The organism is Acinetobacter sp. AHP123, from assembly GCF_023757925.1.
Classification (GTDB): domain Bacteria; phylum Pseudomonadota; class Gammaproteobacteria; order Pseudomonadales; family Moraxellaceae; genus Acinetobacter; species Acinetobacter oleivorans.
Genome location: NZ_CP092454.1, coordinates 3228120 through 3243702 on the forward strand (window position 1 = coordinate 3228120; position 15583 = coordinate 3243702).

Genomic DNA, 15583 nt, shown 5'->3' on the forward strand with positions numbered 1-15583 from the left:
TTTGTTCTATATTTTAAAAACTGAAAGTTGTAGAGAATTGGGCTGTACGTGGATTACCTAAAAATAGGTAGTCATCACCCATAAATGCCCCTACATCACGCCAATATTTCTTATTAAATAAGTTATCAATATTGAATTTGAAGGTCGTGTCATGCCCAGCAAAATTTGTTTTATAGGCAGCACCAATATTAAAGACGCTATAACCACCTACTTTTGCCGTTCCCTCTTTGTTTGCATATTTACTGCTACTGTATTGCATACCACTGAGTAATCTTAACCCTTCAACTGAAGGTACTTTATAAGATAACTGCGCAGTTGCACGGACTTTCGGCACATTTTGAGTTTGATGACCTTTGTAGCTGTCACTCTCAATATCAACAAGATGAGATTTGGTATAGGTAACACCAGAACTTACGTCCACTGAATCGGTTAAAGCACCAGTTAAACCTAACTCAATACCTTGGTTGTGTTGTTCTCCTTGTTCAATAAAATCGAAAGTTCCATCTGCATTTACTTTGCTATATTGATTGTCTTGTTTTAAATCAAAAATAGCTGCTGTTACCAAAAAGTTTCGAATTTGTTGCTTAACACCAAGTTCATATTGTTCAGAATTTTTAGGTGATAAAACTTCTAGAGCATTATTAGCAAACCATGGAGCTTCTCCACCATCAGATAATCCTTTGGCATATGAAGCATAAAGATTAGTCGTAGCAGTTGGGCTATACATGAGAGCTAATTGCGGTAAGAACTTATTTAAATCTGTATCACGGCTTTGCTGTCCATCTGGATCATAAGCTTGTTCATCAAGGTGAATAAGTTTTCCACCCAATAAAGTTGACCATTGATCGTTAAATTGAACTCGGTCAGATATGGTGAAAGCAGTCTGATCACTTTCTAGGGCTTTGTAGTAATTTCTTAAGTCAATCTGAGCTGGTGCATAATCCCGTGTTTCTTCATAGATATTACCTAATCCGATAGGATCCAGCTCCATTGAATTAGAATTATAGCGTTTTAAAGTTTTATAAGTATGTTGTAATTCAAAAGCGATTTGATGCTGAATGGTGCCAGTGTTTAATTGACCATTTAACCCAGCAGCAAACTGGTTGGTAATGCGTGTGTCATCTGGACTACGGAAATCATAAATACCATAATTACCATCTTTATCAAAAGTATTAATTTCGCAAACTGGCGTACTGTAACAGGCCCATGGAAAAGCACTATTATCATCAATCACAACACGGCTTTGAGACGCACTTAAGCTACCATTCCATTGATCGTTAAATGCATATTGATATTTCAAACTTGCATTTACACTGTTATTTACAACCGATTTACTCCAAGACTGATACCCCAATAAACGGTCTTGATCTACATTTGTTGGTACTTCTTGCCCATCAAGTAGTTGATAACCTGGTACTGAGCGTTGGCTTTGATGCTGAGCTTCAATATCAAATAGTAATTTAGAGCGATCATTAATTTTCCAGTCTAAAGCAACTGAACCAAACTCACGCTTACCATTTGCATGATCGACATTTGGGTGAATACTTTCATGCGCTAAATTTATTCGATAGCCAAAATTATCATTTAAAAAGCCGCCTACATCCGTTGCTAGTGTATAACCACCTTCTGAATTTGCATCGACCGTAATAGTTTTAACATCGGCAGGTCTTTTAGTTACATAGTTAACAACACCACCTGGTGTCGACATTCCACTTTGAATCGCAGAAATGCCTTTTAAAATCTCAACTTGCTCTTTATTTTCTAAAGCTACATTTTGCTCGCCACGTATGGTATGGCCGTTAATGAGATAACTAGAGCCTAAATCGAGGGCAAAACCGCGTGCTACAAAGTTTGGATAGTAGCCAATAGCAGCGTAGCCATCTCCTAAAGATGAATCATTTTTAATAACATCGGTCAGTGTTTTTGCATGTTGATCTGCTATGCGCTCAGAGGTAATGGTGGTAATAGATGCAGGTACCTTCTTTACATCACCTGTTTGAAAACCAGATAAATTGACTTTTTTAGATGTATATAGCGCATCACTATTTTGTGTAGCGTTCACAGTAATGGTTGGGAGCTGCGAAACCTCCGCTTCATTTGCGTAGACTACAGATGTCATCAGTGCAATAGATGAAGCCAATGCTGTTTTAGAGCATGTTATGAAGTGAAGATTTAACGAACGTCTTTCCATTGAATAACTACCTGCCATACCGTGCATAATTTGAAGCGCTAGAAGTAACTGCTGAGCCTATTTTTAGCCACGCAAGAATACAGTGACAAATATAGAGAAACAACAAATTATATATTTTTTAGATTAAGTAAATTTTGTGTAATAAAGCGTCATCATTATATGAATATCGTTTATTTTCTATGAAATTAGGACTATAACTTTTTAAGTATTACCAAATAGTCAAAATAAAACTAAGCTCAGAAATAGGTCTAGACCAAGGAGGAATACAATAACGAATATGGTTAATAAATTAGATGTTTGATTTTAAATAAAGTTTATGGTGCATTGATCAACTCACTAAATTAAGGAATTGTTCGATTATCGGTAAAAATTTCTTTAAATCGAACAAAAGATCATAGAATCACTAGAATGGAAATTTAAAATTATAAAAAATGAATGGAGAGGAATTCTAAGAAAGTACTCAGGATTGAGTGATATCTAAAGATTCATTCTATTTCCTGTTCAGTACATCTGAAAATTTCTATTTTTTCTGCTAACTGACGGAATATCTATGACATATACTAAGGAAGAAAAGAGCAGCAGAATACGAGGGATTGTAGGCGCAGCTTCAGGTAATTTGGTTGAATGGTTCGACTTTTATATCTATGCGGTATTTGCTGCTTACTTTACTCAAGCTCTGACTGCACCAGACATGGATAGCACGACCAAATCGATCTACGTTTGGGGTGTATTTGCAGCAAGCTTTTTTATGCGTCCTATTGGTAGCTGGATATTTGGACGCATTGCAGACCGACACGGTCGAAAAAAATCAATGATTGTCTCAATTTGCTTAATGGCTTTGAGCTCTTTTCTATTTGCAGCCCTACCCACTTATGAACAAGTTGGGTTATTTGCCCCTTTCCTTTTACTGGTAGTACGCTTACTTCAAGGTCTATCGGTGGGTGGTGAATATGGTGCAGTCGCAACATACATGAGTGAATTAGGCTTAAAGGGTCAACGTGGTTTTTATTCCTCTTTCCAATATGTCACCCTTTCTGGTGGCCAGTTACTTGCCAGCCTACTTGGTGTAATCTTATTAACGTTTTTAAGTGAACAACAATTACTTGATGGTGGTTGGCGTATTCCGTTCATTATTGGTGGTATTGCTGCCATTCTATCTTTACTTGCACGGAGTCGTTTAGAAGAAACACTTTCACATCAAGATAGTGAACGCAAAGAGTCTGGTAGCTTAAGAGAGCTCTTTAAAAAGCATTGGAAAACCTTTTTATTAGTAGTCGGCTACACTTCTGCTGGTTCATTAACGTTTTATGTAGAAACTGTTTATTCAAAAACCTATTTAACTAATTTAGGTATGGATGGAAAAACCGTTGGTTATATCATGACCTTCGCACTATTTGTCTATATGTGTGCTCAACCTGTATTTGGTTCCATTTCGGATCGTATTGGGCGACGTTCTTCAATGCTGGCATTTAGCTTATTATCTGCGATTTTTATCTATCCAGTGATGGCAATTGGGATGCCTAATTATATAGATTCACCGATCATCATTACCTTGCTACTCATTTTTATGATGATGATTTTGAGTTTCTATACATCTATTAGTGGTTTAGTAAAAGCTGAGATGTTCCCACCTCACGTACGCGCACTCGGAGTAGGATTTTCATATGCGGTAGGTAATGCTATTTTTGGTGGTTCTGCACCTTCGGTTGCCTTGCAATTCAAAGCTGCCGGAATTGAAAATACCTTCTTTATTTATGTCATTGTCATGCTGATTATCTGTTTCTTGTGTAGCCTTGCGCTTCCGAAAAAACCAGATTATTTAGAACATGATCATTAAGTAAATGAGATGCCTTCTGTCCCAAGCAGAAGGCATTTTTTAGCACTTAGCAAATTCTTTTAAAAAAGCCCACGGAAAAATTCCTTTATCATGCCCATCACTAAAACAAATTTGGGCACCGTAGCCTTGATCGAACATAGCTGTCACTTCAACATTTTGGTGTTCTATTTTAATTTGCTTAATTCGCTTCGCTCGGCAAAAACCACATGGACAAATTTCCCTCAAATTTTGATGACTCAAACATACGCTTGAGCCATCGGTCCATATAAAGTGAACTTGTTTATTTGTAGTATCAACACGAATATCAGGTCTGACTTGCATATTTCACCTCACCAATTTGATTTAATCCAATACGAATCGCTTTTCGTACTTCAGGATCGGTGTCATTTTGATGTTGTTCCAATAACGTTTGAGCTTCTGAGGTGCCAATTTCACCGAGTGCTAAAGCGACCTCTTTACGTAAATTGCTAATTTCATGATTAAAGTTATCAGACAAATGAGCAACTGCCAGACGCGACTTGAGTAACCCTAAGCTTCGGACTGCGGCAATACGTACTTGCCAATATAAGTCAGATAAAGCATGAATTAAGGGAGTTTCGAGCTGAACGATATGTAATTTTCCAATCGTAAGTGCAGCTTCAACTCTTAGTTGCCAACTTTCCGAAGTTAAAGAATGTTGAAGTGCTTGGATAACCTCAGCTGATATGCTCTGACTATAGGCCAAACCACCTGTTGCAATGCGGCGAACCTCATTATCTACATCTGTTTCAGCAGTTTTTGCCAATATCGTAATCGCTTGGTCCTGTTGTAACCAACTTAATGCACTGACTGCCTCACGGCGCACAAGAACATCTTCATGATCTACCAAAGCAGATATCTCTGTGAATAATTGCTGTGGTCTTAAAGGTTTTAAAGCACGTAAAATTGTACTAAGAGCAAAAGTATTCGTATGCTTTAAATAAGGCGCAAGGATCTGGGCGGATGCCGCATTTTTCACTTCACTTAAGCTTTGGCTGACAGCTTGTCTAACATTCAGATCTCTATCAAATAAGGCTTGAGCCAATACTTGTAAACTGGGTGGATCTTCCCAACTTTCTAACTTTTTTGCTGCCTCTTCACGAACTAAAGCTGAAGAATCGTGTTGTAGTGCTGCATGCAACCAAGGAAGTAAATCCGGATTTTCTTCATCACCAATATTCATTAAAGCAACAAAGCGAATCTTTTCATCTGCGTGATTAAGCTGTGCAAGAAATTCCTGATTATATTCATCGAGGTCATCTAAAGCTTGATAATAAAAACTCATTCGTATTCCTTAATTTGTGATTTCTTTCCAAGCCCTAATGGATTTAAACGGCTTAACTCTTCTTGTTGAGTAGCTTCTTTTAAAGTCTGAATGCAATGTTTTTTAATGGTTGTAAATTCACTACTTATTACAAGCTCAACGTCTCTTGGACGTTCAAACTTAAGCGGAATTTCTTCAATAATTCGCCCTGGTCGATGGCTCATAATCAAGACTCGGTCAGCTAAAAAAAGTGCCTCATCAATATCGTGGGTAATAAATAAAACTGAAGTTTGAATTTCTTGCCAAATTTCGAGTAATAGCATTTGCATTTTTAAACGAGTTTGAGCATCTAACGCACCAAAAGGCTCATCCATTAATAAAATACGAGGTTGATTAATTAGTACTCTCGCAATTTCAACCCGTTGCTGCATGCCACCAGAGAGTTCGGCTGGAAATTTATGTTCAAAACCTTTAAGCCCGACCAGATCAACCATTTTCTGAGCTTGTACAATACGCTTTTGTTTGGCGATGCCTTTCATTTTTAAACCAAAGGCAATATTTTCAAGCACGCTTTTCCATGGAAATAAGGTATGTTGCTGGAACACCAAACCTCTGTCTGGATGCGGTTCGAGGATAGATTCATTATCGACCGTTAAAGTCCCAGAACTAATCGGTAAGTGCCCTGCCAAAGCACCTAATAATGTAGATTTACCGCAACCAGATGGGCCAAGTAGACATATAAACTCACCCGGTTGTATTTCAAAATTAACCCGATCTAATGCCTGAAAACGATTTTTAGCTTGCCCTAAATGTAGCGATAGATTTTGAATACGCACATGGCCTTGTGTAATTGACATTTTATGATTTCCTTAGTTGATACCATGGGGTAAATCGGTTTCCAATCACACGCACCAATGTACTGCTAAACATACCTAACGCTCCTATTAGCACCATGCCAACCACAATATTGCTATAGTTTTGCAAGGTGAACGATTCCCATGTGAAGTATCCAATTCCGTGTTGGCCTGAAATCATTTCGGCAGTCACTAAACAGAACCAACAAGTCCCCATTCCAATAGATAAACCGGTAATGATGTTCGGTAATGCTCCCGGAATGATGACTTCATGAATAATGGCGAGATCAGAAGCACCTAGACTTTTCGCTGACGCAACGAGTCTTGGGTCAACTGCACCAACACCATGTACAGTGTTTAATAAAATTGGAAATAAAGCCCCGATAAAAGTGATAAAAATCATAGAAGCTTCTGAGGATGGAAAAATCAGAATCGCTAAAGGAATCCATGCAACTGCTGGAATTGGACGTAATACTTCTAATGGCGGCATCAGAAATGCAGCAAGTTTTTGATAACGTCCTGCCAACAAACCAATACCTATACCAATTAAAGCCGCGAGCACAAAACCAACCACTACGCGAAAGACACTAGATTCAACATGTTCAAATGCAGTGCTAAGTTGAAAGAAAGCCCATAGCGCATGAATGACATCTAAAGGTGTCGGGACATTGCTAAAGTTCACAATGCCTAAATTTATTTTAAACTGAGCAAGTCCTTGCCAAATGACTATCCAGAAAGCTATAGATGTAAAAGCAATGGCATAGTTTTTTAAATGCGCCGGATATAACTTCAATTGTTGGAAAAATTTAACCAAAAATGTACTTTGGTTTTTAGGTTTTGTTTGGACTAAACTACTCATTCGTCACCTCCTGCTCATTAGGTAAGACAACACATCAGCTCTGTGTTACAAGCTGAATAGCTTTAAAGTCATATACTTTTCCGCCCTGTTGTTTAGCCCATTTTTCAGCATCATCTTTTAATAAAAAGGCCTGAATTTGTCCTGCTTTATCTGTGGCATACCATGCCAGATTGGCAAGTAACTTAATGTCGGACTGATGATCTTGGCTATAAACCACACGCACCGTTTTTCCATCGGTTTGAATTTTCTTTAAATCAGAAAAAGCATGCTCAGGCGTTTCATAGCTACGAACTTTTTCTTCACCCTTTACCCAAATTTGAGTCACCCGATCAAATGTTTTGATGGGTTGGCCCGTTAAAGCATCATTGGCAACCAAAGGTGATTTTGCATAGTCAGCGAGTTGCTGGCTGTAATTAAGTCCAGATGCCTGAAATGCATCCTTAATATATTGGTCATCAATAAATTTATTTACATCAAGCGTACCGTCGTTTTTGCCTAAAACTTTTAAGGTGTCTATCGCAATTTGAGTCGCTTTTCGATATTCAGGTTTCCACGTTAAGTCACGAGTTTGTAGACCTAATGGACCATGGAAGAGATAGACAACTTCGGCAGGAATACCAGTTTTTTCAGCAATAAATTCACTATATTTTTCAGGTTGTTCTCGAATCAGGCGATTCGCTTCAATGGTTGCTTGTAAATAAGCTTTTATGACTTCTGGATGCTGCTGTGCATAATCCTTACTGGCAAGTGAACCATGAAATGTAGGTGATTTTGCTTGTGAACCATCATAGATTTTTTTGGCAAAGCCTTGGTAAGCAAATAACTCTCCAAATGGTACGAAATCAGCATGCGCAGCAATCTTATGACTTTTTAATGCAGGCCCCGCCACTTCTGGCGCCTGGGCAATCACTTTAATATCTTTATCAAGTTGCCAACCTTCAGCTTGAATTGCTCGCAATAATAGTCCGTGAGCAGTTGAGGCAAAAGGTACAGAAATTGTTTGCCCCTTTAGCTCTTTAAGTGAAGTTACTTTTGAGTCAATGGGAACAACAATCGCATTACCGCTACCATTAATACTGCCTGACAAAGGCGCTAAAAATATGCTTTCTTTTCCAGCTTTTTTAAATGCCGCTAAATTATTAACAGCAGGAAAGTCAGCCATTGCTCCCAAATCTAGACGCCCAGCCACCATCTCACTGGTCAGTGGTGCACCAGAGGTAAAGTTTTTCCATTGAATGTCATATTTAACATTCTTGTATTCACCATCTTTGGGTAAATATTTTGGTAATAAATTCAATTCACGAATGAGCAACCCACCTGTTGCACAGTTAATGGTGGTGTCTTGCGTGCCAATAGCGACACGAACAGTTTCTGTTTTACTGCCGCACCCCAAAGTGCCAAGTACAATGGCACCAATTAAGCTACTGAGTAATAGTTTTTTATTGATCAATTTATTTTGTCTCATGTTGCGTATTCCAAATTAATTATTTGAGTAGGTATGGGATATTTACTTTGACCGCATCCGTTGGGCAGTCCTTTTCACAAGGCATGCAATACCAACATTCATCAAACTGCATGAAAGCTTTTTGAGTGGTTGGATCGATTGCCAATAAATCCATTGGACAAACATCTACACAGACTGTGCATCCTTTATCAGCAATACATTTATCTTCATCGATAATGACGGGTGCGACAGTACGGTGCTGAACTTCTTTAAAAATAAAAGCCATGATTTGAATTCCTGATTTATTTAGTCTGCAAGAGCAACGTCTTTTTGAATGCGTAAACGGTCATAAGACACAGCTTCATCTTGGTTAATCGGAACCACATAAGGCTCGATTGGCTTTTTGAAACTGACCATGTTGCCCTGTTCATCTTTTTTCAAATGCGCGTGACAGAACCAATCCGAGTTATTTTTTTGAGGGAAGTCTGCTCTATAGTGGTATAGTCCCCAGCGGCTTTCTTCTCTAAACAGTGAAGCTCTGGCTGCCATTTCCGCACAGTCTCGAATAAAAGAAACTTCAGCGGCACGCATCAGCTCATGCGGGTTTCTTGCAGAGATTCGCTTGATATCCTGTTTGATTTCTTCAAAACGCTTGAGCCCAATTTCCATTTTTTGGCGTGTTTTAGGTGGTTGCAAATAGTCATTTACAAAACGGCGCAGCTTATATTCCACTTGTTCTGGAGGTAAACCTTCTGAACAATCTAGTGGCGCAAATATTCGAGCTTTTTCTGCTTCTATTTCACCTTGGTTTAATTCGCTGTCTTCAATTGCATTCACATATTGCGCGGCATTTACACCCGCAAACCATCCGTAGGTAAATGCACCAAGCATATAGTTATGAGGTACAGCTGCCATATCGCCAGCACTGTATAATCCCTTAACCGAAGTCTCGGCTTTTTCATTGACCCATACGCCAGAAGCACTGTGTCCGCTACAGAAACCAATTTCTGAAATATGCATTTCTACCATATCTTGACGGTAATTGGTTCCTCGGCCCTCATGAAAACGTCCACGGCTTGGGCGTTCATTGGTATGCAAGATTTCTTCGATGGTTTGAATTGTCTCTTCGGCCAGATGATCTACTTTTAAATAAACAGGACCATTACCACTTTCCAGTTCTTGGTAAAACTCCCACATCATTTGACCACTCCAGTAGTCACATTCAATGAAACGTTCACCTTTACTATTAGCGGTATAACCTCCTAAAGGGCCAGTTACATAGGCACAAGCCGGACCGTTATAATCTTTAATCAACGGATTAATCTGGAAGCATTCTAAGTTGGCAAGTTCAGCACCTACATGATATGCCATTGCATAGCCATCACCTGCATTGGTTGGGTTTTCATAAGTACCCATTAAGTAGCCAGAAGATGGCAAACCTAAACGCCCTGCGGCACCACAACATAAAATGGCAGCTTTCGTTTTAATGACATAAAAGTCACCACTACGACAGTCAAAACCAAGTACACCATTGATTGCACCTTGCTCATTTTTTAAAAGCTTTGTGGTGACAATTCGATTATTAATTTTGACTTGAGCACGCTTTAACTGACGATATAAAACTTTTTTAACGTCATGGCCTTCAGGCATTGGTAAAACATATGCCCCCATGTGATGTACTTTTTTTACAGCAAACTCGCCTGTCTCATCTTTTTCAAACTTAATACCCCATTGATCGAGCTGTTGAATGGTTGTGAAACTATGCTTCGCATATGCATATACAGTGGTTTGGTTAACTACTCCATCATTGGCAATGGTAATTTCTTTGGTGTATTGCTCGGGTGTTGCGTAGCCAGGAATGACAGCATTATTCAGTCCATCCATTCCCATTGAAATCGCCCCACTGCGTTTTACATTCGCTTTTTCAATGAGTAAGACTTTTAAATTCGGGTTTTCTTGTTTTGCTTTAATCGCAGCCATTGGTCCAGCAGTTCCACCACCAATCACCACAATATCGAACTCAAGATATTTAGTTTCCATTGTAAAATCCTTATTTTTATCTGAGTTATTAACGATGAATACGTAAACGGTACTGGAAGGTATCGCCTGAAAAATAGAGATATTCATAGTCAATCGGTTGGCCATTTGCGTCATGAGTCAAACGTTCAACCCGTAATACAGGAGTTCCGATTTCGACTTGCAACAAAGCCGCTAATTCTTCATCCGCCACCGTGGCATCAATGCTTAAATCCGCATGTCCCAAAGGGATGTCGCACTCTTGTTCTAATGCCTTGAAAATATCGGTTGTGCGTAAATCAATCGCTTTTTCTTTAAGCTTCAAACCAATATGTTCTGGCAAATAAGTCAACTCATAAGACACTGGTTGACGGTTGAGCAAACGAACACGTTGAATTTCATATACATTGGCTTTAACAGGTAACTTTAATTTGGGCACAACGTGCATCGGGATCTGTTTAAGCTCGGCCGAGATGACACGGTTTAAAATTTCGTGACCAGCAGATGACATTGCTTCTGCAAAACCTTGCAAACTTGAAATGTTCTGGAACGTTTTTGGCTTACTTACAAAGGTCCCTTTACCTGGCACCTTAAAAATATAGCCTTCCAACTGTAATTGGTTGAGTGCTTGGCGAACTGTGATTCGGCTTACACCAAACTGTTCAGCAAACTCGTTTTCAGATGGAATTTGACTCAACACGGCATATTCACCATTTACAATTTTGTTAAGGATGAGTTCCCTTAACTGATCGTAAAGAGGCTTATGATTTTTGGGATCGTGGGGTAGCTGGCTCACGGCTTACAACCTGTTATAACAACTTGAGCAAATAATGTTTAAAATGTTTCAGCTTTGGAAATAATTTAAAGCGATAACTTTAGTTAAAAAAATAATTTCAATGAATATCAATAAATTAGTAAGTTGAATTAATTGTTTATCTTTTATAAAAATAAGTCATGAGTCCTTTAACGTAACTGCGAAGGACTCATGCCATAAAATTGTTTAAAGCGATGGCTTAAATGGCTTGCTGAACTAAAACCACATACCAAAGCAATATCTTGTAAAGAAAGCTGAGATGACTGAATTAACCCTTTTGCCTTAGTTAAGCGTCTTTGCATGACATATTGATGAGGCGCCATATTCATGGATTGTTTAAACATATGAGCAAAATGGTATTCGCTTAAATTCACAACATTTGCCAAGTCTGACAAAGTGAGTGCTTGGTCTAAATGCCCTTCAATCCAGTCTTGAATATATTTGAGTTTATGAGGTGCCAGTCCACCTTTAATGACAGGCTGTTGCCACTTAACATTGCTATATCTTCGAATTAAATGATTCAACAATAAACTTGCTGTTGTACTCATTTGTAAATGGTTTGAAGAATCTTGCCAATCACAATCTAGCAAGAAGAACTGATAAAGTGCTCGAATCCGTTCGTCATCACTAAATGCAACTTCATTTAGTTGAATTTGATTCGGTTCTTTGTCCCATATTTTTTCGGCAACATCACGCAAATGTTGGTCGGTATAATACAAGTGAACGAATTTAAGCCCACCACGTATGTCCCAAGTTGATTCCTGATGTTCAGGCAATAAGCAAAAACGCCCCGGCCCACCGCCATTTTTCCAACCTGCAGGGGTTTTTTGATAGCTTTCATAGCCATCTTGAATATAGAGACTTAAAGTATGGTGGTCGCTACAGACACTTACACGATCTTGCTGATTAGACCAAAATGCAAGTTGTATATTCTCATCAAGCACCACAGTTTCGTGAAGCTTGGCTTTAGATTGCTGTAGCTGTTCTAAAGTTTGATAGGCCATGCAAAATTAAAACGAATATCATTGAGCTTAAGTTAACCATATTCAGTAAAATTCAGCTAGTTCAGTCATATAAAAAACGCAAGATCTTGCATGTACAACACAAGAATATATACGTGAAAAATGAAGCATTCCTAGATACTTAAGCTTGGTAATCGAGGATGAAGTTATGAATATTTTACTCTATGTTGCGGTGGTGTTGATTTGGGGAACAACATGGATTGGAATTGCCGTTCAGAGCCATTATGCAACACCAGTTGTCGCAATTTTATGGCGTTTTGCCATTTCAGCCTTATTACTGTGGGTTGTTTTACTATTTTCAGGAAAATTGCAGCGAATTGCTTTAAAAGATCACTTGTTTTGTATGCTGCAAGGCCTTTGCGTTTTTGGCCTAAACTTTATTTGTTTTTATACTGCAGTTAAATATGTAAATAGCGGTTTAGAGTCTGTCATTTTTTCGATGGCTGTTTTCTTTAATGCCATTAATGCGCTTATCTTTTTTAAACAGAAACCTTCTCCAAACTTTGCGCCAGCTGCAATTTTAGGACTCATAGGTATTGTTTTACTGTTTTGGCATGATCTGATTAATAGCCAGTTTAATGTACAGTTATTAATGGGTATCGGACTATGTGCAATAGGCACTTACGGTTTTTCTTTAGGAAATATGATTAGTGTTAGACACCAAAAGCGTGGTCTAAATATCTTTTCAACAAACTGTTATGCCATGAGCTATGGGGCATTGGTGATGTTAAGCCTAGCTTTATTTACAGGACAAGATTTAATGCCGCCGATGAATTTCCCATTTTTAAGTTCGATACTTTACTTGGCTGTATTTGGTACGGTTATTGGGTTTTCAGCTTATTTTTCTTTGGTTGGGCGAATTGGTGCAGCTAAAGCAGCCTATAGCACATTACTCTTCCCTTTAGTTGCTCTAACAGTTTCTACCTTCTTTGAAGGATATGAGTGGACCTTAAATGCATTATTTGGAATTTTATTGATCTTACTCGGCAATTACTTAATGTTTAGTAAGTTTGAAATTGGAAAAAAGTTATTTAATAGTCAAAAAAGTTGTGAGAAGCAGGCCTAAAAGCCTGCTTTTTTATAAGTAATAATTCATCTCTAGCAGTACTTTTTTAGCATCAGCTCAAAATCTTTCAAAGCCGCAGCTGCCGTAGCTAAAGGTGCAGATGCTCCCCCACTTACAACAAGTTCCCCCATTTCTTGAGTTAACACCCGAATGCATTTATTGGAACCTTGCAGATGAGCAAAAGGATGATGTGCTGGCACTAAACGTAACTCAACGCCTGTTTGAACTTGCTGATTCTTAATATGAATAAAACCGACCAGACGAGGAATTAGATCTTCTTTTTTCCAATCACGTATATGATCGGCTGTGACATGACTGATTCCTTGTTTTGGAATATCCTGAATTTTTACATCAGCTCCTAAAACAGTATTGGCTAATATCGTAATTTTTGCAGCGGTATCCCATCCATCTACATCGAAAGAACTGTCAGGTTCCGCAATACCTTTTGCTTGAGCTTTTTCAAGAGATTCTACAAACGCACATTCATGTTGCAACATATCATTCAAAATAAAATTCGTGGTGCCTGTAAAAACGCCTTCTATTTCTAAAATTTCACAGCCTGCTAAGTTATATTCAAACAAATCAACAGTCGGTAAGGCCGCAGCCGTCGCACCGCTAAAAAATAGTTTTTTATTTTGTTGATGTGCCAAATTAATTAATTTTTTGCCTTCTACGACTAACGCACCTTTAGATACCGCAATCGCATTCATGCTATGTGTTAAAGCATAATTTAAATAAAATAGGCCCTTTCCACCTGTCACATAGTCACTTGGCCCTGTCTCAATAATGACATCTGCTTGAACCTGTTCTAAAAACTTTTGCTCAGTTAGGCCTGCTTGATATTGTGTTTTATCTAACCATTTATCAGCTTGTAAACCATCTTGGTCAATTAAGCCTGATGATGAGTTACAGACACCCACTAAACGGGCATCAATTTGATATTTTTGTTTATAGTATGTCGATCGATTTAAAAGAAGCTCTGCAATTTGTTGCCCAATCCGTCCAAAACCACAAATTGCCACGTTAACTCGCTTCATTTCGCTTTCTCAAAAATTTAAATGGTTTAAATCAATTTTCCCAAGATAATTTTAACATCTCATCTTTGAAAAATTGCTAACTATAGAGATAGTTAAAATACTATATCACTTAGATACTTGTTAGATTAACTATCTTAATGACCATATAAATTGCGACAGCAAAAACCATTAAAGCAAAGACTTTTTGCACAATTGCAGAGGGAATAAAACGAATAGCTCTACGCCCTAATAACATACCAACTGCACATGCGAGCGCAAACGCACTAGTAATGCCTACTGGATAGTGAAAACCCTCTGCCATATGCATCACAATACTCATTCCACTGATGAGAAAAATAATCATAAGTGAGGTTGCAACAATGCTGTGCATATCCAAATTTGTGACTTTTCTAAGCGCTGGCACAATTACAAAGCCGCCACCAACGCCTAACATGCCAGTTAAAAGCCCAGCAATAATTCCGATGCTGGCAAGAACGCCACCAGTTTTAAAATTCCAGATAAAGCGTCCCGTACTTGGGTTAACCTGACACGGCGGATTATGAAAGTCTGATACTCGATTACTAATGAGCCGATAACCCACTGTAAACATGACTAAGCTAAACATTAACATGAGCCAGACAGGCGAAATCGCATTGGCTATTAAGATGCCGATATGGGCCATAGGGGCACCAATTAGGGCGATCCAAATAGCAGCACGATAACGAACAATCTTTTTAAATAAGCCTTCAATGGTTCCAATGAGTGTAGACAGCGCAACAGCGAGCAAACCAATCGGTGCAGCTTGAGCCACGCTCCAGCCTTGACTAGTCATTAGCGCAGGTACAGCAAGAATGCCACCACCTGCACCAGTCAGACCTAGTAAAAAGCCAATCACGATGCCTTCAACGACAAGTAATAACATATCAAAAGCCTAAAATTGCATATACATCATTTGCAGTAGACTACTGCTTAATGAGTGAATAGATTTCGTCTTCTTGCGAAGCTTTAACCGCTTCTCAGGGCAAAGATTATTAATCTTTACTTATCCTCTTCCGCTCAAGCACAGCTTTCGCCTTCTTGCGAAGCTTCAACCGCTTCTCAGGACAAAGCGTTGCTTTGTTTATCCTCTTCCACTCGAGCACAGCTCTCGCCTTCTTGCGAAGCTTTAGCCGCTTCTCAGGG

14 protein-coding genes are annotated in these 15583 nt (G+C 38.7%); 2 read left to right on the forward strand and 12 right to left on the reverse strand.

The window, feature by feature from the left end; translation table 11 throughout:
- Positions 1–13: 13 nt before the first annotated feature.
- The gene (locus MJX77_RS15325) at positions 14–2218 is read right to left on the reverse strand and encodes a TonB-dependent siderophore receptor (RefSeq protein ID WP_252059565.1); all 2205 of its coding nucleotides are present in this window, start codon (positions 2216–2218) and stop codon (positions 14–16) included.
- 523 nt (positions 2219–2741) lie between these two features.
- Between MJX77_RS15325 and MJX77_RS15330 the strand changes: the two genes are divergently transcribed.
- Positions 2742–4028: an MFS transporter gene (locus tag MJX77_RS15330; RefSeq protein WP_049836597.1), complete on the forward strand. Its 1287-nt coding sequence runs from the start codon at positions 2742–2744 to the stop codon at positions 4026–4028.
- A gap of 39 nt (positions 4029–4067) precedes the next feature.
- Here MJX77_RS15330 and MJX77_RS15335 read toward each other — a convergent pair whose 3' ends face one another.
- The 9 genes from MJX77_RS15335 to MJX77_RS15375 all read right to left on the reverse strand — a co-directional run bounded on the left by MJX77_RS15335 (position 4068) and on the right by MJX77_RS15375 (position 12301).
- A complete protein-coding gene (locus MJX77_RS15335; RefSeq protein ID WP_252059566.1) occupies positions 4068–4349 on the reverse strand; it encodes a DUF971 domain-containing protein in 282 nt (93 codons plus the stop codon).
- Positions 4333–5331, reverse strand: coding sequence for a HEAT repeat domain-containing protein (locus MJX77_RS15340; RefSeq protein WP_252059567.1), 999 nt, complete (start codon positions 5329–5331; stop codon positions 4333–4335). Before MJX77_RS15340 ends, MJX77_RS15335 begins: the two co-directional genes overlap by 17 nt.
- Positions 5328–6167, reverse strand: coding sequence for an ABC transporter ATP-binding protein (locus MJX77_RS15345; protein ID WP_252059568.1), 840 nt, complete (start codon positions 6165–6167; stop codon positions 5328–5330). Before MJX77_RS15345 ends, MJX77_RS15340 begins: the two co-directional genes overlap by 4 nt.
- A gap of 1 nt (position 6168) precedes the next feature.
- Positions 6169–7023: an ABC transporter permease gene (locus MJX77_RS15350; protein ID WP_252059569.1), complete on the reverse strand. Its 855-nt coding sequence runs from the start codon at positions 7021–7023 to the stop codon at positions 6169–6171.
- 34 nt (positions 7024–7057) lie between these two features.
- Positions 7058–8488: an ABC transporter substrate-binding protein gene (locus MJX77_RS15355; protein WP_252059570.1), complete on the reverse strand. Its 1431-nt coding sequence runs from the start codon at positions 8486–8488 to the stop codon at positions 7058–7060.
- 19 nt (positions 8489–8507) lie between these two features.
- A complete protein-coding gene (locus MJX77_RS15360) occupies positions 8508–8753 on the reverse strand; it encodes a 4Fe-4S dicluster domain-containing protein (protein WP_000864073.1) in 246 nt (81 codons plus the stop codon).
- Between the two features lie 20 nt (positions 8754–8773).
- The gene (locus MJX77_RS15365; protein WP_252059571.1) at positions 8774–10507 is read right to left on the reverse strand and encodes a fumarate reductase/succinate dehydrogenase flavoprotein subunit; all 1734 of its coding nucleotides are present in this window, start codon (positions 10505–10507) and stop codon (positions 8774–8776) included.
- Between the two features lie 28 nt (positions 10508–10535).
- A complete protein-coding gene (locus MJX77_RS15370) occupies positions 10536–11279 on the reverse strand; it encodes a GntR family transcriptional regulator (RefSeq protein ID WP_023274243.1) in 744 nt (247 codons plus the stop codon).
- A gap of 167 nt (positions 11280–11446) precedes the next feature.
- A complete protein-coding gene (locus MJX77_RS15375; RefSeq protein ID WP_252059572.1) occupies positions 11447–12301 on the reverse strand; it encodes a helix-turn-helix domain-containing protein in 855 nt (284 codons plus the stop codon).
- A 166-nt stretch (positions 12302–12467) separates the two neighbouring features.
- Between MJX77_RS15375 and MJX77_RS15380 the strand changes: the two genes are divergently transcribed.
- Positions 12468–13385 carry a DMT family transporter gene (locus tag MJX77_RS15380; protein WP_252059573.1) on the forward strand — a complete coding sequence of 306 codons (918 nt, stop codon included), beginning with the start codon at positions 12468–12470 and terminating at the stop codon, positions 13383–13385.
- Between the two features lie 32 nt (positions 13386–13417).
- On the opposite strand, the gene MJX77_RS15385 is transcribed toward MJX77_RS15380, so the two are convergent.
- On the reverse strand, positions 13418–14422 hold the full coding sequence (locus MJX77_RS15385; protein ID WP_252059574.1) for a homoserine dehydrogenase: 1005 nt from the start codon (positions 14420–14422) through the stop codon (positions 13418–13420).
- 109 nt (positions 14423–14531) lie between these two features.
- Entirely contained in the window at positions 14532–15323 is a 792-nt protein-coding gene (locus MJX77_RS15390; RefSeq protein ID WP_252059575.1) for a sulfite exporter TauE/SafE family protein, read from the reverse strand.
- Between the last annotated feature and the right edge of the window lie 260 nt (positions 15324–15583).

Coding starts and splice junctions, on each gene's coding strand:
- MJX77_RS15355 (WP_252059570.1), bottom strand. CDS start 8,488: ATGAGACAAAATAAATTGATCAATAAAAAACTATTACTCAGTAGCTTA.
- MJX77_RS15360 (WP_000864073.1), bottom strand. CDS start 8,753: ATGGCTTTTATTTTTAAAGAAGTTCAGCACCGTACTGTCGCACCCGTC.
- MJX77_RS15385 (WP_252059574.1), bottom strand. CDS start 14,422: ATGAAGCGAGTTAACGTGGCAATTTGTGGTTTTGGACGGATTGGGCAA.
- MJX77_RS15350 (WP_252059569.1), bottom strand. CDS start 7,023: ATGAGTAGTTTAGTCCAAACAAAACCTAAAAACCAAAGTACATTTTTG.
- MJX77_RS15375 (WP_252059572.1), bottom strand. CDS start 12,301: ATGGCCTATCAAACTTTAGAACAGCTACAGCAATCTAAAGCCAAGCTT.
- MJX77_RS15380 (WP_252059573.1), top strand. CDS start 12,468: ATGAATATTTTACTCTATGTTGCGGTGGTGTTGATTTGGGGAACAACA.
- MJX77_RS15345 (WP_252059568.1), bottom strand. CDS start 6,167: ATGTCAATTACACAAGGCCATGTGCGTATTCAAAATCTATCGCTACAT.
- MJX77_RS15365 (WP_252059571.1), bottom strand. CDS start 10,507: ATGGAAACTAAATATCTTGAGTTCGATATTGTGGTGATTGGTGGTGGA.
- MJX77_RS15335 (WP_252059566.1), bottom strand. CDS start 4,349: ATGCAAGTCAGACCTGATATTCGTGTTGATACTACAAATAAACAAGTT.
- MJX77_RS15340 (WP_252059567.1), bottom strand. CDS start 5,331: ATGAGTTTTTATTATCAAGCTTTAGATGACCTCGATGAATATAATCAG.
- MJX77_RS15390 (WP_252059575.1), bottom strand. CDS start 15,323: ATGTTATTACTTGTCGTTGAAGGCATCGTGATTGGCTTTTTACTAGGT.
- MJX77_RS15325 (WP_252059565.1), bottom strand. CDS start 2,218: ATGCACGGTATGGCAGGTAGTTATTCAATGGAAAGACGTTCGTTAAAT.
- MJX77_RS15330 (WP_049836597.1), top strand. CDS start 2,742: ATGACATATACTAAGGAAGAAAAGAGCAGCAGAATACGAGGGATTGTA.